Annotated in this window: 15 protein-coding genes; 12 read left to right on the top strand and 3 right to left on the bottom strand. The window is 66.8% G+C overall.

The window, feature by feature from the left end:
- A partial coding sequence (locus CDV49_RS03495; protein ID WP_088214173.1) for a replication initiation protein occupies positions 1-1,027 on the bottom strand: 1,027 nt, incomplete at its 3' end.
- Positions 1,028-1,929: 902 nt separating this feature from the next.
- Between CDV49_RS03495 and CDV49_RS03485 the strand changes: the two genes are divergently transcribed.
- Genes CDV49_RS03485 through CDV49_RS03470 form a run of 4 tightly spaced genes read left to right on the top strand, consistent with a single transcriptional unit; the run spans position 1,930 to position 5,186 of the window.
- Positions 1,930-3,336 (top strand): AAA family ATPase, encoded by a 1,407-nt coding sequence (locus CDV49_RS03485; RefSeq protein WP_088214204.1) that lies wholly within the window; start codon positions 1,930-1,932, stop codon positions 3,334-3,336.
- Positions 3,314-4,381 carry a ParB/RepB/Spo0J family partition protein gene (locus CDV49_RS03480; RefSeq protein ID WP_088214171.1) on the top strand — a complete coding sequence of 356 codons (1,068 nt, stop codon included), beginning with the start codon at positions 3,314-3,316 and terminating at the stop codon, positions 4,379-4,381. The genes CDV49_RS03485 and CDV49_RS03480 overlap by 23 nt, the downstream gene beginning before the upstream one ends.
- Before the next feature lie 44 nt (positions 4,382-4,425).
- Positions 4,426-4,683 carry a type II toxin-antitoxin system Phd/YefM family antitoxin gene (locus CDV49_RS03475; RefSeq protein ID WP_088214170.1) on the top strand — a complete coding sequence of 86 codons (258 nt, stop codon included), beginning with the start codon at positions 4,426-4,428 and terminating at the stop codon, positions 4,681-4,683.
- Positions 4,680-5,186: a PIN domain-containing protein gene (locus tag CDV49_RS03470; RefSeq protein ID WP_088214169.1), complete on the top strand. Its 507-nt coding sequence runs from the start codon at positions 4,680-4,682 to the stop codon at positions 5,184-5,186. The genes CDV49_RS03475 and CDV49_RS03470 overlap by 4 nt, the downstream gene beginning before the upstream one ends.
- A gap of 44 nt (positions 5,187-5,230) precedes the next feature.
- On the opposite strand, the gene CDV49_RS20395 is transcribed toward CDV49_RS03470, so the two are convergent.
- Both CDV49_RS20395 and CDV49_RS03455 read right to left on the bottom strand, forming a co-directional pair.
- Complete coding sequence (locus CDV49_RS20395) at positions 5,231-7,642, bottom strand: MacB family efflux pump subunit (RefSeq protein ID WP_256947221.1); 2,412 nt, start codon at positions 7,640-7,642, stop codon at positions 5,231-5,233.
- Between the two features lie 10 nt (positions 7,643-7,652).
- Positions 7,653-8,867: an efflux RND transporter periplasmic adaptor subunit gene (locus CDV49_RS03455; RefSeq protein ID WP_088214167.1), complete on the bottom strand. Its 1,215-nt coding sequence runs from the start codon at positions 8,865-8,867 to the stop codon at positions 7,653-7,655.
- Between the two features lie 464 nt (positions 8,868-9,331).
- Between CDV49_RS03455 and CDV49_RS03450 the strand changes: the two genes are divergently transcribed.
- The 8 genes from CDV49_RS03450 (at position 9,332) to CDV49_RS03415 (ending at position 18,035) form a co-directional block, all read left to right on the top strand.
- Positions 9,332-10,333, top strand: coding sequence for an NADPH:quinone oxidoreductase family protein (locus CDV49_RS03450; protein WP_088214166.1), 1,002 nt, complete (start codon positions 9,332-9,334; stop codon positions 10,331-10,333).
- A gap of 568 nt (positions 10,334-10,901) precedes the next feature.
- Entirely contained in the window at positions 10,902-12,101 is a 1,200-nt protein-coding gene (locus CDV49_RS03445) for an ABC transporter substrate-binding protein (protein WP_088214165.1), read from the top strand.
- A gap of 100 nt (positions 12,102-12,201) precedes the next feature.
- Positions 12,202-13,413, top strand: coding sequence for an ABC transporter substrate-binding protein (locus CDV49_RS03440; RefSeq protein WP_088214164.1), 1,212 nt, complete (start codon positions 12,202-12,204; stop codon positions 13,411-13,413).
- Positions 13,414-13,438: 25 nt separating this feature from the next.
- Positions 13,439-14,662: an ABC transporter substrate-binding protein gene (locus CDV49_RS03435; RefSeq protein ID WP_088214163.1), complete on the top strand. Its 1,224-nt coding sequence runs from the start codon at positions 13,439-13,441 to the stop codon at positions 14,660-14,662.
- A gap of 11 nt (positions 14,663-14,673) precedes the next feature.
- Positions 14,674-15,441 (top strand): ABC transporter ATP-binding protein, encoded by a 768-nt coding sequence (locus tag CDV49_RS03430; protein WP_088214203.1) that lies wholly within the window; start codon positions 14,674-14,676, stop codon positions 15,439-15,441.
- On the top strand, positions 15,442-16,143 hold the full coding sequence (locus CDV49_RS03425) for an ABC transporter ATP-binding protein (RefSeq protein WP_035746927.1): 702 nt from the start codon (positions 15,442-15,444) through the stop codon (positions 16,141-16,143). It abuts the gene before it with no gap.
- A 1-nt stretch (position 16,144) separates the two neighbouring features.
- Complete coding sequence (locus CDV49_RS03420; protein ID WP_088214162.1) at positions 16,145-17,032, top strand: branched-chain amino acid ABC transporter permease; 888 nt, start codon at positions 16,145-16,147, stop codon at positions 17,030-17,032.
- Complete coding sequence (locus CDV49_RS03415; RefSeq protein WP_373447781.1) at positions 17,025-18,035, top strand: branched-chain amino acid ABC transporter permease; 1,011 nt, start codon at positions 17,025-17,027, stop codon at positions 18,033-18,035. The genes CDV49_RS03420 and CDV49_RS03415 overlap by 8 nt, the downstream gene beginning before the upstream one ends.
- Positions 18,036-18,118 lie beyond the last annotated feature (83 nt).

Here is an 18,118-nt window from a genome sequence, read left to right as displayed (position 1 = left end):
CCGTCGCGCGGCGGGTCGCCGCCAGCCGCGCCGCCTCCGACGGCTCCTCCGCCGCCACCGCGACCGGCTGGCGCAAGGCGACCCGCAGGTATCCCGCCGGGTTGCGCACCCCGCTCCGTCCCGCAACCGCCGCCAGCTTCTCCGAGATCACGTCCTCGCCATGCTCACCGATCCACTGCCGGGCCAGCCGGTCGGAAATCCCCTGCCCCACCAGCCGCTCATAGACCGGGCTGTGCCTGAGACCCTCGCCCTCCTCGGCGTCGATCACGCCGAGCTGCGGGTTCTCCCGGATCAGGAAGCGCAGCTCGGCGACTGCGCGGCCCTTGCGGTGGAACTCCGGCGTGATCTCGATGTTGGAGGTGCGGTTGACCTCCTCCACCGCCGGGCGGATCACCTTGGCGTTCAGGTGCTTGAAGGTGCGGTAATAGTCGCTCTCCTCCACCCCCATCAGGCGGCGGAACGTCTCCAGCGGCCACCATCCGGTGCTGCCTGTCCGCACGAAGCGGTAGCAGTTCTCATAGAGCGCCAGCCCGTGCCCGGATGTGAACCGCTTCTGGATGTTGAGGTTGATGAGCGCGAAGACCTTGGGGTCGTGCAGCTTCTCCGCCAGCGCGGGGGAATAGGCGTATTCGCAGATACCGCCCTTGAGCTTGGCATAGGAAAGCAGCGAGGAAACCCCCCATTCCTGCCGCCCCTTCTCGTCCAGCATGTCCCATTCGGCCACCGTTTCCGCCAGCCCGCGGAGCGCATCGCGGAGCGTCGCGGTATCGTTCGAATTGTAGCCGATCATCAGCGAGAGCGTGCGCGCGTCGATCGTGTGCTTGGGCCGGGTGATGAGCGTGTCATAGGCATTGAGCAGCAGCACGTTGGACAGCTTGCGCTGCAACAGCGTCAGCTTGCCGGAGACGTGGATCGCTGCCACGTTCTTCTTGACCGACTGCCGGCGCAATGCGCCTGTGAGCCGGTCGCTGGGAAGCGTGTCGCCCGATTGCCTGTCGGGCCCGCGGGGAGCGAGGGTGCGCTGCATCACGGTATGCCGAGCCTCTGGTCTGCTTGCTGCCATCGATTCGCCACCTCTCACGGGCGGCTCTGGCGGGACTATCCTGCCAAGGGCACCCCGCCGCAAGTCATTTTCGGGTACCTTTCGCCTCCCTTACGCATTTGCCGCGCCATCTTGCTCCTATGCCTTCGTCCGCCCGGACATGGCGCCGTCCCTGTTCGGTCCCGCAAACGGGTGCTTTTTTGCCGGGCCGTGATTTCAAAGGCACCCATCTGCGGGGGCGACATCTCCGTCCCGTCGTCGCATTCCGTCCGCCTCCCGTCCGCGGCCTCTCTACGGTGCCCCCTCCCGAAAACGGGTGCCTGACCGGCCAGGCCCAATCGCGTCAGCATCCGATATTCCTCCCGAAAACGGGTGCCTTTGTGGTTCGCACGCACGGTAGCAACCAAGCGGCACTCGCAGAAGGCGATGCGCCCCGTAAACGGGTGCCTGTCCTCCGCATCCAGCCCATCGAGCATCCTGCAAACGGGTTCCTGTCCCGGCACCGACCGTCCTGAAAACGGGTGCCTTGCGGGATAATCGCAGCAAATACTGCTGGAATGCCATGTCTCCTGCTTCATTCCTTCTCTCCCCGCATTCGGATACCCTCCGTCCCGCATTTCGGTACCCGGCTCCCTGCTTTCAGATACCTTTCGTCCCGTAGCATGGTCCCCGTCGCCCGATAGTCCTTTGGTTCAATGGCATTTATTCCACGCAAAGCTTTCAAAGTAGTGAAAGAAATCAAAGCGCAGCGTGCGCTTGAATGATACAATATTCATGGTTTCAGCACAGGTTTCGCGGCGAAACCCTCTCTCCTGTTTGCAGCGGAGAATTGATGTGCGATAGTTTTGCGCATGACAGCCGGAATGGCGCACATGAGGCGGGAGCAGATGAGCAAACGACCCGAGACACCGTTACAACCCTATCAGAACATAGATCCGGCCCGGGCGGCAAGCCGTCTGGGCGGCCCGGTTGATACCGCCCGCTTCGCCAAGGCAGCAGCCTTCTGCGCGCGTGGACGGGATGACCTTGCCCGCCGCGGCTACGCGCCGGACGGGCGCAAGCACCTGCGAAAATTTTCCCTGTGGGAGATCACACGCTACCTGATCCCCGTGGCGGCCGCGCATCTGCGGCGTGTTCTTCGCGCGAACCCCGATCTTCCTCAGGGCGAGGGCGACGCGGGCTCCAAGTGGTTCACGCTCGAAGAAGTGCTGACCCTGCGCGACTTCTTCGCCAAGGAAGGCTCCGCATCCAAGGAGTACCGTCCGTTTCGGCCGGAGGGCCTGCCTGCCAAGGTCGTGGCGGTCGCGAATTTCAAGGGCGGTTCGGGCAAGACGACCACCGCCGCCCATCTCGCCATGGCAGCGGCGCTGGATGGCTATCGGGTGCTGGTGATCGATCTGGATAGCCAGGGTTCCATGACCTCGCTGCTGGGCGGTGTGGTCCCCGATGAGTGGAAGACGGTCTTTCCCCTCATCGCCAGGGATTACGCCCAAGCCATCGTGGCGGAGAACGAAGTCCGCGCCGCAAGCGGCGCCCCTGCCCTGCCGCTCGATGAAACCCTGACGGAAGCGCTGACGGTTTCGCCGCGAAACCTCATCCAGTCCACCCATTGGCCGAACATCGACCTGATCGGCGCACAGCTCAACCTTTACTGGGCGGAGTTCCAGATCCCCGTCTGGCGCATGGGGCTGCGCTCCTGGCCGCTCTGGGATGCGTTGGGGAATTTCCTGAATTCGGACGGGATTCTCGACAGCTACGACATCGTGTTCCTCGATACGCCGCCTGCGCTCGGCTACCTCACCATCAACTCGCTGGCGGCGGCGGATATCCTGCTCGTGCCGCTTGGCGCGTCCTTTCTGGAGTTCGACTCCACCGGCCGCTTCTTCGACATGCTGTATTCGACCTTTGCCTCCATCGAGGAAGGTGAGAATGCGCAGCGCAGGATCGCGGGGCTGCCGGAGGTAAAGTTCGAGTGGGATGTCGTGCGCGCCATCGTCACGCGGTTCGACGCGAGCCAGCAGACCGACCTTGCAAATGTCATCCAAGCCTATTTCGGCGACTTCATGAATGCGTATCGGCAGGAGTTCACGGCGCTGGTCGGCCAGGCCGGCGAGCAGATCAACGGCATTTACGAGGCGGATTACCGCGAGTTCAACCGGGACACCTATCTGCGGGGCCGCGAGGCTTTCGACCGGACCTATGCGGAGTTCAAGGAACTGCTGATCGGCTCCTGGTGGCGCGACATGCAGATGGCGAAGGAGGAGGCGGAACATGGCGAAGCGCAGGAAGCTTGAGGCGCCGGATGCGGCGGAGCTTGCGGCCCTCGAGGTAGGTTTCGCCGCGAAACCTGTGCCCGACCGGTTCGGCATCACCGTGCCGCCCATCGCCAGCGTCGTGGCGGAGGCCGCGCGACTCAGCGAACCCGGCACTCCTGAACAAAGGGTAAAGGCAGCGCGCGATGCGTCCGACGCGGGCGCGTGGCGGGAGGCGGTGGAGCAGGGCCGCATTGTGGAGAACCTGCCGCTTGCCGCCATCGCGCTCGACCATATCGTGCGGGACAGGATGAGCGTCTCCCGCGAGGAGATGGAGGAGCTGAAGGCATCGCTCCGCGCAAGCGGCCAGCGGCTCCCGGTGGAAGTCGTGCCGGTGGGCGACGGGCGCTACGGCCTGATTTCCGGTTGGCGGCGGGTCACGGCGCTGCGGGAGCTGGCGGAGCACGGCGGCGTGCAGACGGTGCGGGCGATCATTCGCGGCGCGGACGACTCGGGGAGCGCCTACGCGGCGATGGTGGAGGAGAACGAGGTCCGTGCCGCGCTCACGCCCTATGAGCGGGGCCGTATCGCGGTGATCGCGGCGGAGCAGGGCGCGTTCCGGGCGCCGGAGGAGGCGGTGGATACGATCTTTGCCGCGGCCTCCAAGGCAAAACGCTCAAAGATCCGCAGCTTCGCGCTGGTGCATGAGGAACTGGGCGATCTGCTGGCCTTTCCGACCGACCTTTCGGAGCGGAACGGGCTCAGGCTGGCGCAGGCGATCCGCAACGGCCTTGGCCCGGAGCTGCGGGAGGCGCTCGGCTCCGGCATGGGCGCGGATGCCGCGCAGGAATGGGCGCTGCTGGAACCGGTAGTGCAGCAGGGAGATGTGCCGGTAAAGCCGGAGCGGGGCGGCCGGCCGAAGCGGGAGAAGCTGCCATCGGCGCGGGAGAGTCTTGCCAACGGCATCACGCTCGAATGTCAGCGGCTGGATGACGGGTTCAGCCTGCGGCTTCGGGGGCGTAATGCGGACAGCCAGTTGATGTCGCTCCTGGCGGAGGAAATCCGGCGCTTGCTGGAGCCGATCTGATCCCATAAAGTTATGACCATGATATTGGTCATAATGGAGCGGAGATGCGGATATCGGTCGCGGATGCCAAGGCGCGGTTTTCAGACCTGATCCGCCGCGCGGAAGCGGGGGAGACGGTGGAGCTGACCCGCTACGGCCGCCCCGTGGCCCGGATCGTCGCGGCCGGGCAGGGGGCGGAGGTGCCGCTGATCGGGGCGCTGTCGGGCCGCATCCTGTGGCGGCTTTCGGAGGAGGACGCTTCGGAAGCGCCGGGCGCAGAGGCCGACCGTGACCCGCGTGGGAGCGGCGGAGCGGGCACGTGAAGGCCTTTCCCGATGCGGAGGTGCTGCTGGCGGCGCTGGCGGAGGAGGGGCTCTCTCCGCGGCACAGGGCGGCGCTGGCAGCGGCGGAGACGGTGGTGGTCAGCGCGGCTGTCCTGTGGCAGATCGAGGGCTGGCGCGCGGCCGGAGCGTTGGAGATCCGGGGAGATCTGGCCGATACCCTCCGCCGCGCGGGATGCCTTATGCTGGCGGTCACGGCGGAGCATGTCGCCGCTGCAGGCGCGCTGGCGAGAGGGCAGGGGCGCGCCGCTGATGGGAGCGACAGACGGGCGTCGGGCAAACTGGGGCAGGGCAGCGGGGAAAGGGACAGTGGCCTGTCGGCGAGGAGGTCGTTTGAGCGGGAGCCGGAGCTGCGATGGATACCGAAGGCCGCGTCCCTTCTGCCGCCGGTCCCCCCGCTTCTGGCGGCGCAGGCGCGGGGGGAGGGGCTGGTGATCCTCTCCTCCGACCGGGTGTATCGGCTCTACGATGTGGAGTGGCTTTGAGCCCGGCCCTGAGGCCGGGCGTGCCGCGGCGGATGCAGGCCCCGCTACGCTTTCGACAATGCCACCACCGGGTCGAGACGCGAGGCGTTCCGCGCCGGGAGGTAGCCGAACACCACCCCGATCAGCGTGGAGGAGAGGAAGGCCGCCACGATGGAGGCGGGCGAATAGATGAGCGTGAAGGTCGTGCTCACCAGGCTGAAGACATAGCCGAAGGCCAGCGCCGCCGCCACGCCGAGGAACCCGCCGATCAGGCAGACCAGCACGGCTTCGATCAGGAACTGCTGGAGGATGTCGCCCGCCCGCGCCCCCACGGCCATGCGCACGCCGATCTCGCTCACCCGTTCGGAGACGGAGACCAGCATGATGTTCATCACCCCGATCCCCCCCACGACCAGCGAGATCACCGCGATGGAGGCGATGAGCAGGGTCAACGCCTGTGTCGTCGCGGTGATGGTCTGCCGGATGTCGTCGGTGTTGAGAATGAAGAAATCCTTGGTCCCGTGCCGCTGGGTGAGAAGCTGGGTCACGGCCTGCTCGGCAAGGTTGGTATCGACCGCATCTGCTACCCGCACCGTGATGCTGCGCAGCGAGGTGGAGCCGAGGAAGCGGGACTGGACGGTGGTATAGGGCAGATAGACGGAGAGGTTCTGGCTGGGCCCGAAGCCCTGCTGGACCTGCACCACACCGGTGATGCGCACGGGGACGTTGCCGATCAGCACGACCTTGCCCACGGCATCGCCATCGGGGAACAGGGTGACGCGGGTGTTTTCGTCGATCACCGCATCCTGCGAGAAACCGGCCACGTCGCCCGCGTCGAACAGCCGCCCCGCCACGAGTTTCGCGCCGCGGGCATCGAAGAACTGCTCTCCCACGCCGTTGACGAGGGTGGAGACCTCCGTCGCGCCGTAGCGGATGGTCTTGGAGGTGGAGACGGTGGGCGTGACCGCGGCCACGTAGGGCTGGAGCGACAGGGCCTGCGCATCGGAGACGACGAGCGTGGTGATCCGCCCGGAGCGGGTATCGCCGAAGTCGCGCCCGGCGAAGATCTCCAGCGTGTTGGTGCCGAGGCTGGAGATGTTCGCCAGCACCTGCTGCCGCGACCCCGCGCCGAGCGCCACCACCGACACGACGGAGGCGATGCCGATGATGATGCCCAGCATGGTCAGGAAGGTGCGCAGCTTGTGCGCGTTCATCGCCGTCAGGGCCATGAGGAAGGCTTCGCGGAGGCGGGTGGCCAGCATCGCGGGGCCGGCGCGGCGGGAACGCGCATGGGCGGGGGGAGGATGGGCGGGGGGATCGGCCGGGGGCAGATCGGCGGGGGGCAGATCGGCGGGGAGGGGCCCGTCTGGGAGAGGACTGCCGGGATGTTGCCCGCGGGAGAGTGGTCCATCGGGGGGAGGCCCGCCGGGGAACGGACTGCCGATCTCAGCGAGGGCAGGGGGGGTGACGCGGCCGGTCGGGTGGTCGCCGATGATCTCTCCGTCGCGGATCTCGATGATCCGTTCGGCGCGGGCGGCGATGCCGGGATCATGGGTGACGATGATGACGGTCCGCCCCTCCGCATGGAGTTCGTCGAGGATGCGCAGCACTTCCTGACCGCTGGCGGTGTCCAGCGCGCCGGTCGGTTCGTCGGCGAGGATCACCTCGGCCCCGTTCATCAGGGCGCGGGCGATGGAGACGCGCTGCTGCTGGCCGCCCGAAAGCTGGTTCGGCCGGTTGCGCACCTTGTCCGCGAGGCCGAGACGGCCGAGAAGCGAAGCCGCACGCGGCTCCCGCTCCCCGCGCGCGCGTCCGGCATAGATCGCGGGCACCTCCACGTTGCCGAGGGCGGTGAGTTCGGGCAGCAGGTTGTAGCGCTGGAAGATGAAGCCGAAATGCTCCCGCCGGAGGGCGGCAAGCTCATCGGGCGAAAGCTGCGACGTTTCCCGGCCGGAGATGCGGTAGCTGCCGGAGCTGGGGCGGTCGAGGCAGCCTAGAATGTTCATCAGCGTGGATTTGCCGGAGCCGGAGGCGCCGACGATGGCCACCATCTCTCCCCGCGCGATGGTGAGGTCGATGCCCTTCAGCACGGCGACCGTGCCGTCGCCGGAAGGGTATTCGCGGGTGACGCGGGTCAGCTCTATCAACGGGTCCTGCGAGGCGGGAGGCGCGCCCCGAGACCGGGGGAGGGCCGGGGGGCGGCGCGATGGGCGGGGCGGTGGAAGAGTCGGCGGGCGGGCCTGTGGCGCGGCATGTCGGGCCATGTCCTGCGGTGACGGATGGCGCGTGGCTTCGGGGCCATCCCCCGTCCGGGGAGAGGCATCCTGCGGGTGGAGGAGAGGATCGTCGTGCCGCGGCTCCGGGCGGGGCGCGGTGTCGCCCGGCGAAGGCGTCTCGGTGGAGGGCGGGGGAGCGGGCGGGTTAGCGGGCGCGCCTTGCGGGTTCTGTTGCGGGGGGAGGGGGGTATCCTGTGCCATCGCCCGTTCCTCAGAAGCCCATGGGGCCGCGCGGGCGGCGCTGGCTGCCGTCGCCCGCCACGCCCGCCGCCGTGCCGGTGACGACGCGGTCGCCCTCCTGCAGGCCCGAGGTCACCTCTGCCGTCACCTTGTCGTCCAGCCCGATCTCCACCTGACGGCGGGAGACGCTGCCGTCCGCCGACTGCACCTGAACGGAGCGGCTGCCATCGGCCCGTGGCAGGCTCACTGCGGCGGAGGGGATGGTCAGCACGCCCGTGGCGCGGCCCAGCACGATGTGGACCTCTGCCGTCATGTAGGTGCGAAGCCGCCCGTCGGCATTGTCGATATCGAAATTGCCGAAGTAGTAGATGGCGGAGGTGGAGGATGTGGAACTGCTGGCGGAGGTGGAGGTGGAGATCGCCCGGTCGCTGGTGATGGATTCCGGCGCGGGGTCTATGGTTTCAAGCTTCCCTTCATAACGGCGGCCGCTGTCGCCCAGAACGGAGAAATACACGTCCTGACCGGGGGAGACCTTGAGGATGTCGGCCTCCGAGATCTCCGCCTCCACCGTCATCCGGTCGAGCTGACCCAGCACGACGATGGTGGGGGTGGACTGATTGGCGTTCAGCGTCTGGCCCTGCTGGCTGGTGACGGCAAGCACGGTGCCGTCGATCGGCGCGGTGATCCGGGTATAGCCGAGGTTGGTCTGGGCATTGCTGACGGCGACCTTCCCCTGTTCGATCTGGGCATCCAGCGCGGCGATCTGGGCATTGGCCGTGTCCACGTTGGCGCGCGCGGTATCCACATCCGCCTGCGAGACGGCGCGGCGTTCGTAAAGGCCCGACTGCCGGGTGAGCGTGATCTCCGCCAGCCGGAGGGAGGCCTCCTTTTCGACCCGCTGGGCCTGGGAGGCGGCGAGTGCGGCCTCCGCCGTCTTGAGGGCGTTTTCCTGCGTGCGGCTGTCGATCTGGGCGATGAGGTCGCCCGCCCTGACCGTCTGGCCCAGCGTCACATCGACCGAGGTGATGCGGCCCGAGACCTGCGAGCCGACTGCCACCAGCCGCGCCGGGCGGAGCGTTCCGGTGGCAAGGACCGTCTGCTCTATGTTGCCGCGCACGACGGTTGCGGTCAGCACCGCGGGCTGCGCGGGGGTCTGGCTGCGTTGCCAGAACCACCATGCGGCGCCGCCGGCCAGCAGGCAGAGCAGGAGAAGGAGGAGGAACCGTCGCGGGCGGGGGAGGGTCATGGTCTGGCGTATCCGGTCAGGAGCTGGTCGTTCGCCATTGCAGAGCGGGCGGGGCGCTGCAACACGGCGGGGAATTTCTGGTCTGTCATGTGGCCTGTTTCCGGCGGTTTTCCTGCGGGGGAGCCGCATTCTCTCCCTGCTTCAACGCAGGTGTCGCCGCTTTCCGTCGGATAGGGCGGTCACGAAGTGGCGACGGGCGCGCGAGGCCGCTGCCGGGCCGCCGCGCGGGTGCCGGAGGGGGTGCGGGAGCGCGGGGCGGAGTTGCGGGAAGGGCCGGGGGCACGGGGCCTTGCAGAGCGGGCTGCGTCGGGGAGGGGGGGCACGGCGTGGTGGCACGGGCCGACCGACGCCGGGGGGCATCGCGTATTCGGGGGCATTTCGGGGACGCACGCAGGGAGGGGATTGGCGCGCGGCCCGCGCGCGGCTAGGATGCCTTACAAATGTCAGGAACGTGGAGGAGAGACATGCGTGCAGTGTTGAGCAGGGAACCCGGTGGCCCGGAAACGCTGGTCGTGGCGGAGACGGCGGATGCGCCCGCGCCGGGGCCGGGGGAGCTGACGATCCGCGTCCATGCGGCTGGGGTGAACTTTCCCGACGCGCTGATTATCGAGGACCGCTATCAGGTGCGTCCCCCGCGCCCCTTTTCGCCCGGTGCGGAGGTTGCGGGCGTCGTGGAGGCTGTCGGGCCGGATGTGACCGGTTTCGCAAAGGGCGACAGGGTGATGGCCTTCCTGACATCCGGCGGCATGGCGGAGCAGGTGACGGTGGAGGCGTGGCGCTGCCACCCGCTGACCGAGGGCATCGGCTTCGTGGAGGCGGCGGCGCTGCAGATGACCTATGGCACCGCGCTCTACGGGCTGCAGGAGCGGGGCGACCTGAAGGCGGGGGAGACGGTGCTCGTGCTGGGTGCGGGCGGTGGTGTCGGGCTGGCGGCGGTGGAGCTTGCCGTGGCGGCGGGCGCGCGCGTCGTGGCGGCGGCCTCCAGCGCGGAGAAGCTGGCGCTGGCCCGTGACCGGGGAGCGGAGGGCGCGGTGCTCTATCCCGCCACGGTGGGCGGCGACCGGGAGGCGGGGCGGGCGCTCGCCAACGCGTTCAAGGAGGCGATGCCGGACGGGGCGGATATCGTGTTCGACACGGTGGGCGGCGGCTATGCGGAACCGGCGCTGCGCACCATGGCCTGGGGCGGGCGCTATCTGGTCGTGGGCTTTCCGGCGGGAATCCCGTCGATTCCGCTGAACCTCACCCTGCTGAAAAGCTGCGATATCCGGGGCGTGTTCTGGGGGGCTGCCGTGCGCCGGGACCCGGCCGCGCATCACCGCGCCATGGACGAGCTGCTGGCGCTGCATGCGCGGGGCGCGGTGAAGCCGCCCGTGGCCGATGTCCTGCCGCTCGACCGGGCGGGAGAGGCCATCGCGCGGCTGTCGGGCCGGGGCGTGACGGGCAAGCTGGTGCTGGAACTGGCCTGACCTTTTGCGGCGGCGGCCGCGAGGCAATGGTTGTCACGAAGAAGGGGGGACGCATCGCCGTCCCCCCTTTTTGCTGGCGTTTCGGATTTTTCGTTCACGTGCGCCATGCCTGCCTTCGGCGGCTGGGTGGTGGTGTTGTGGGCCGTTTGTGCCTGGCGTTTATGCTTGGCGCTCGTGTCCGGGCCTGGGACATTCGCGACGTGGTGCGTGACGGGTGCGGCCGCTTTGGTCGGGGGCCGGGGAGGTGACTCGCCGGGTTGCGGAAGGTCCGTTACGTGGAACGATTCGGGCTGCCCAGTTTTCGCGCTTCTGCCTTCAATTTGGAAAAATGCCGGTTCCATTGGGGGAAATGGCGCTAGGTGAAGGACGTGGGAGACCACATGATGGTCCTTTCCAGCGAATATCTGCATTGCCTCTCTTGCATGGCTCGCTGCGCTCTGGCTAAGTAACGCTGCGGCGCCCCGGAGGGAAGTGGAGGCGGTGTCGCAGCAGACAAGATGGAGAGGCGCCGGGCGATCCGGCGGATGGAGCGCGACGTCCCGGCAGGGCGGTTGCGAGGGGGGAATATATGCAAAGACTACTGATGACGGCGGCCATCTGTGCCCTGACGGCCGGCCCGGCGCTGGCCGAAGTATCCAACGGCAAGGTCAAGATCGGCATCCTGAACGACCAGTCGGGTGTCTATGCCGATTTCGGCGGCAAGGCCTCCTTCGAGGCGGCGAAGATGGCGGTCGAGGATTTCGGCGGCAAGGTTCTGGGCGCGCCGATCGAAGTGGTCACGGCGGACCATCAGAACAAGCCCGACATCGCCTCCAACATCGCGCGGCAGTGGTATGACACCGAACAGGTGGACACGATCATGGAACTGACCACCTCCTCCGTGGGGCTGGCGGTGCAGGCGCTGAGCCTGGAGAAGAAGAAGATCACCATCAACACCGGCGCCGCCACGGCGGAGCTGACCGGCAAGCAGTGCACGCCCTACGGGTTCCACTGGGCTTATGACACCCATATGCTCGCGGTCGGAACGGGCGGGGCGCTGGTCGATGGCGGCGGCGACAGCTGGTTCTTCCTGACGGCGGATTATGCCTTCGGCTACAGCCTCGAGGAGCAGACCACCCATGTGGTGGAGGAGAAGGGCGGCAAGGTCGTCGGTGCGGTGCGGCACCCGCTGGCCACGACGGACTATTCCTCCTTCCTGCTGCAGGCGCAGTCTTCCGGTGCCAAGGTGATCGGGCTGGCGAACGCGGGTCTCGACACGCAGAACACCATCAAGCAGGCGGCTGAGTTCGGCATCACCGCGGGCGGGCAGAAGCTCGCCGCGCTGCTGTTCACGCTGGCGGAGGTCAACGGCCTCGGGCTGGAGACGGCGCAGGGGCTGAACCTGACGGAAAGCTTCTACTGGAACCGCAACGACGCGAGCCGGGAGTTCGGCAAGCGGTTCTTCGAGCGCACGAAGGTCATGCCGAACATGGTTCAGGCGGGCACCTATTCGGCGGTGCTCTCCTACCTCAAGGCGGTCGAGGCCGCGGGCACGGACGAGACCGAGGCGGTGGCCAAGAAACTCCACGAACTGCCGGTGCATGACGTGTTCAGCGAGAACGGCCATGTCGGCGCCAACGGGCGGCTCATCACCGACGCCTATCTGATGGAAGTGAAGAAACCCGGCGAAAGCGACGTTCCGTGGGACTACTACACGGTGAAGGCCACGATCCCCGGCGCGCAGGCGTTTGCCGATCCGGCGAAATCGGGCTGCCCGCTGGTCAACTGACCGGGTGATGCGACGGGTGTGGCCGGACTGTCCGGCCCGCCCGATCCGGTTGGGGAGACCGGATCGACATGACAGGTCACGGAACTTCATGGAGGGTAGGATGAAGATTCACGGTTATGCGGCTTCCGTCGCCGTAGCAGCATTGCTCGCGGCAGGGCCGCTCGCGGCGCAGGGCATCTCTGACGGCAAGGTCAAGATCGGCATCATGAACGACCAGTCGGGCGTCTATGCCGATGCCGGAGGGCGGACGGGCGTCGAGGCGGCGCGTCAGGCGGCGGAAGACTTCGGCGGCACGGTGCTGGGCGCGCCCATCGAGATCGTCGCTGCCGATCACCAGAACAAGACCGACATCGGTTCCAACATCGCGCGGCAATGGTATGACACCGAACAGGTGGACACGATCATGGATCTGCCCACTTCCTCCGTCGCGCTGGCGGTGCAGGCGCTGAGCCTGGAGCGGGGCAAGGTGACCATCTCGGTCGGCGGCGGTTCCGCCCTCATCACCGGGGCGCAATGCACGCCGCTCGCCTTCCAGTGGGCCTATGACACCGAGATGCTCTCCCGCGTGGTGGGCGGAGCCCTGGTCGAGCAGGGCGGCGACAGCTGGTATTTCCTGACTGCCGACTACGTGTTCGGCCACAGTCTCGAACAGGCGACGACCAAGGTCGTGGAGGGGAAGGGCGGCAAGGTGCTCGGCGCGGTTCGTCATCCGCTGGCCACGACGGACTATTCGTCGTTCCTGCTGCAGGCGCAGTCTTCGGGCGCCAAGGTGATCGGGCTGGCTTCTGCCGGGCTGGACACCGCCAATGCCATCAAGCAGGGGCAGGAATTCGGCATCACGGCGGGCGGGCAGAAATTCGCGGCGCTGCTGTTCACCCTGGCGGATGTGCGCGGGCTTGGCGCCGAAGCGGCGCAGGGGCTTGTGATGACGGAGAACTACTACTGGGATCGGAACGACGAGTCGCGCAGGCTGGGCGAGAAGATCAAGAAGCGGGTCGGCGTCTATCCGAACATGCTTCAGGCCGGCGTCTATTCGGCGGTGATGCAATACCTCAAGGCCATTGAGGCCGCAGGCACGGACGATGGCAAGGCGGTCGCGGCAAAGCTGCACGAAATGCCCGTGAACGATGACTATGTGCAGGGCGGCAAGGTGCTGCCGAACGGGCGCATGGTGAGCGACGTGTTCCTGCTGGAGGTCAAGAAGCCCTCCGAAATGTCGGGGACCGAGGATTTCTTCAACATTCTCGCCACAGTGCCGGGTGAACAGGCCAATGTGAGCGCGAAGGACAGCGGCTGCCCGCTGACGCAGTAAGACATTCAACCAAGGGGAGGGGAGAATGAAAAACACACTCATGACCGGCGCTGCGGCGCTTGCGCTCATCGCCGGTTCCGTTGCGGGGCCCGCCGCTGCTCAGGAGGCAAAGATCTCCGACGGCAAGGTGAAGATCGGTGTCCTGAACGATCAGTCCGGCGTCTATGCCGACACGACCGGGCGCACCTCCTATCAGGCCGCGCTGGTCGCGGTGGAGGAGTTCGGGGGCACCGTTCTGGGCATGCCGATCGAGGTCATCACCGCCGATCACCAGAACAAGCCCGACGTGGCATCGAACATCGCGCGGCAGTGGTATGACACCGAACAGGTGGACATGATCACCGACCTGCCGAACTCCGCCGTGGCGCTGGCGGTGGTGGGGCTGTCGAAGGACGCCAAGAAGATCACCATGGTCACCGGCGGCGGGGCGGCGGACATCTCCGGCAAGGCCTGCACGCCCTACAACTTCCACTGGGCCTACGACACGACGATGTTGTCCAACGTGGTGGGCGGCGCGCTGGTGGCAGAGGGCGGCGACAGCTGGTTCTTCCTGACCTCCGACTATGCGTTCGGCCACAACCTCGAGGCTTCGACCACGAAGGTGGTGGAGGAGAAGGGCGGCAAGGTGCTCGGCTCCGTCCGCCATCCCATCGGCACGACGGATTACTCCTCCTTCCTGCTGCAGGCGCAGGCCTCCGGCGCGAAGGTCGTCGGGCTGGCCTCCGCCGGGCTGGACACGCAGAGCGCGATCAAGCAGGCGTCGGAATTCGGCATCGTTCAGGGCGGCCAGCGGATGGCGGCGCTTCTGTTCACGCTGCCGGAAGTGCGGGGCATCGGCGTGGAGGCCGGGCAGGGGCTGGTGCTGGCGGAATCCTACTACTGGGATGCCAACGACATATCGCGCGAGCTGGGCGAACGGATCAAGGCCAAGGCCGGGGTCTATCCCAACATGATCCATGCGGGCACCTATTCGGCCGTGCTTCAGTATCTGAAGGCGATCGAGGCCGCGGGCACGGACGACCCTGACGCGGTGGCGGCCAAGCTGCACGAGATGCCGGTGAAGGACTCCTTCACCCAGAACGGCGTCGTCTGGCCGAACGGGCGGATGGCGAGCGATGTCTATCTCATCGAGGTGAAGAAGCCCGACGAGATGAAGGGCGATTCTGACTTCTACAACATTCTGGCGACCGTTCCGGGGAAGGATGCCTATCCTGATCCCAAGACGACCGGCTGCCCCTTGGTGCAATGACGATGGTGGCGATGCAGCAGGCACAGGACGATGCCCGGGTGGTTCTTACCGCCCGGGGCTTGGGCAAGGACTTCGCGGGGTTCACCGCGGTCAACAACGTGGATCTGGACGTTCGTCACGCCCGGATCCACGCGCTGATCGGGCCGAACGGCGCGGGCAAGACCACGGTGTTCAACCTGCTGACGAAGTTCCTTCAGCCCACGCGGGGCAAGATCGAGCTTCTGGGCACCGACATCACCGGCACGCGGCCCGACAGGATCGCGCGGATGGGAATGGTGCGGTCGTTCCAGATCTCGGCGGTGTTTCCGCATCTGACGGTGCTGGAGAACGTGCGTGTCGCGCTTCAGCGGCCGGCGGGGCTGGCCACGCAGTTCTGGCTGCCGCTGTCCGCGCTCGACCGGCTGAACGGGCGGGCGGAGGAGCTGGTGGAGCATCTGGGGCTCACGCCCTACCTGCACACCCGCGCAGCGGACCTGTCCTACGGGCGCAAGCGCGTGCTGGAGATCGCGACGACGCTGGCGCTCGACCCGCAGGTGCTTTTGCTCGACGAGCCGATGGCCGGCATGGGGCAGGAGGACGTGCACATGGTGGCCGACATCATCCGCGACGTGGCCAGGGACCGCGCCGTGCTGATGGTGGAGCACAACCTGTCGGTCGTGGCCGACATCTGCCACCACGTCACGGTGCTCCAGCGGGGCGAGATCATCGCCTCGGGCGATTACGAGACCGTGAGCCGCGACCCCCGCGTGCGCACGGCCTACATGGGCACGGAGGACTAGATGGCCGCGCTGCTGACAGTAAAGAACCTGCAAGCCTGGTATGGCGAGAGCCATGTCCTTCACGGCGTGAACCTGCATGTTGATGAAGGCGAGATGATCTGCATCCTCGGCCGGAACGGCATGGGCAAGACAACGACGCTGCGCACGATCATGGGCATCCTGCGGAAGCGCACGGGCGAGATCACCTTTGCCGGCCAGAACCTGATGGCCATGCCGCTCTACAAGGTGGCGCGCACGGGCATCGGCTTCGTCCCGGAGGAGCGGGGCATCTTCGCCACGCTTTCGGTGGAGGAGAACCTGCTGCTGCCGCCGGTGGTGGCGCCGGGCGGCATGAGTCTCGACGAGATATACGACCTGTTCCCGAACCTGCTGGAGCGGCGCAACTCGCCCGGCACCAAGCTGTCGGGGGGCGAGCAGCAGATGCTCGCCATGGCGCGGATCCTGCGCACGGGCGTGAAATGCATCCTGCTGGACGAGCCGACGGAGGGTCTGGCCCCCGTCATCATCCAGCGGATCGGCGAGGTGCTGGTGAAGCTCAAGGCGCGCGGGATGACCGTGGTGCTGGTGGAGCAGAACTTCCGCTTCGCCTCCAAGATCGCGGACCGGTTCTACCTGATGGACCACGGGCAGATGACGGCGGAGTTCCCCGTCTCGCAACTGGCCGACAAGATGGAACTGCTCAACCAGGAGCTGGGGGTCTGACATGACGACAATCTTCGGCGTGCCGATCCAGGCACTTATGGGCCAGTTGCTCATCGGCCTCATCAACGGCTCCTTCTATGCGCTGCTGTCGCTGGGGCTGGCGGTGATCTTCGGTCTGCTCCGGGTCATCAACTTCGCGCATGGCGCGCAGTACATGCTGGGCGCGTTCGTGGCGCTGCTGCTGCTGACCAAGCTGGGGCTGAACTACTGGTTCGCGCTGCTGCTTGCCCCGCTGATCGTGGCGGCCTTTGCGGCAATCATCGAAAAGACCATGCTGTCCCGGCTCTACAAGCTCGACCACCTTTACGGGCTGCTCTACACCTTCGGGCTGGCGCTGGTGATCGAGGGGACGTTCCGCTACTTCTTCGGCGCCTCCGGCCAGCCCTATCCGGCGCCGCCGCAGCTGACGGGGGCGGTCAACCTCGGCTTCATGTTCCTGCCGATCTATCGCGGCTGGGTGATCGTGGCCTCGCTCATCGCCTGTATCGCGACATGGGTGCTGATCGAAAAGACCAAGCTCGGCGCCTATCTGCGCGCGGCGACGGAAAACCCGGTGCTGGTGCAATCCTTCGGGGTGAACGTGCCGCTGCTGCTGACCTTCACCTATGCGCTCGGCGCGGGGCTGGCGGCGCTGGCGGGCGTGCTGGCCGCGCCGGTGTACCAGGTCTCGCCGCTCATGGGTTCCAACATCATCATCATCGTCTTTGCGGTGGTCGTCGTGGGGGGGATGGGCTCCATCCTCGGCGCGATCGTGACCGGCTACATGCTGGGCATCGCCGAGGGTCTGACCAAGGTCTTCTACCCGGAAGCCTCCAACATGGTGATCTTCGTCATCATGGCCATCGTCCTGCTCCTGCGACCGGCGGGACTTTTCGGAAAGGATGCCTGACATGTCCGCACATGGTTCTTCCGTTCCCGCGGCGGCGTCCGTCGCGGTCCACCCCCGGGCCAGCGCGATCCGCATCGGGCTTCTGCTGGTGCTGCTCGCGCTGGCGTTGGCCGCGCCCTTCTACGTCTATCCGATCTTCGTGATGAAGCTTCTGTGCTTTGCGCTGTTCGCCTCGGCCTTCAACCTGCTGCTCGGCTATACGGGGCTGCTCAGCTTCGGCCATGCGGCCTTCTTCGGCGGGTCGGCCTACTTCACCGCCCATGCGGCGAAGGTCTGGGGCTTTTCGCCGGAGCTTGCGATCCTGACCGGGGTCGCGGGGGCGGCGCTGCTGGGGCTGGTGATGGGTGCCATCGCCATCCGGCGGCAGGGCATCTACTTCGCGATGATCACCCTCGCGCTCAGCCAGATGTTCTTCTTCTACTGTCTGCAGGCGCCCTTCACCCATGGTGAGGACGGCATCCAGTCCGTGCCGCGCGGCCATCTGTTCGGGGTGATCGACCTCAACCAGCCGCTCAACATGTATTACTTCGTGCTGGCGGTGTTCCTGATCGGCATGGCGATCATCTGGCGGTTCGTGCATTCGCCCTTCGGCATGATCCTGAAATCGATCCGCGAGAACGAGAACCGGGCGATCTCGCTGGGCTATTCGACGGCGGGCTACAAGCTCGGCGCTTTCGTGATGTCGGCGGCGCTGTCTGGCCTGGCGGGCGGTCTGAAGGCGCTGGTCTTCCAGTTCGCCACGCTGACCGACGTGGCCTGGCAGATGTCGGGCGAAGTCATCCTGATGACGCTGCTGGGCGGGATCGGCACCTTCCTCGGTCCGGTGTTCGGTGCGGGGCTTGTGGTGACGCTGCAGAACTACCTCGCCACTTCCGACTTCCCGGTGACCATTGTCACGGGTCTGGTGTTCATGGTCTGCGTGCTGCTGTTCCGCCGCGGCATCATCGGGGAGTTCTATGCCTCCCGCATCGGCCGGAGCCTCGGGTTCAAGGCCGAGAACTGAGCTTTTCGAGAGGGGGGCCAAGACCCCTGCAAGAAGGGGGCCCGTCGTGGGCCCCTGACACGCGCGAGAAGGGAGGCCGTCAC

The organism is Haematobacter genomosp. 1 (assembly GCF_002196855.1).
Classification (GTDB): Bacteria; Pseudomonadota; Alphaproteobacteria; order Rhodobacterales; family Rhodobacteraceae; genus Haematobacter.
This window is presented reverse-complemented; position numbering and strand designations above follow the sequence as displayed.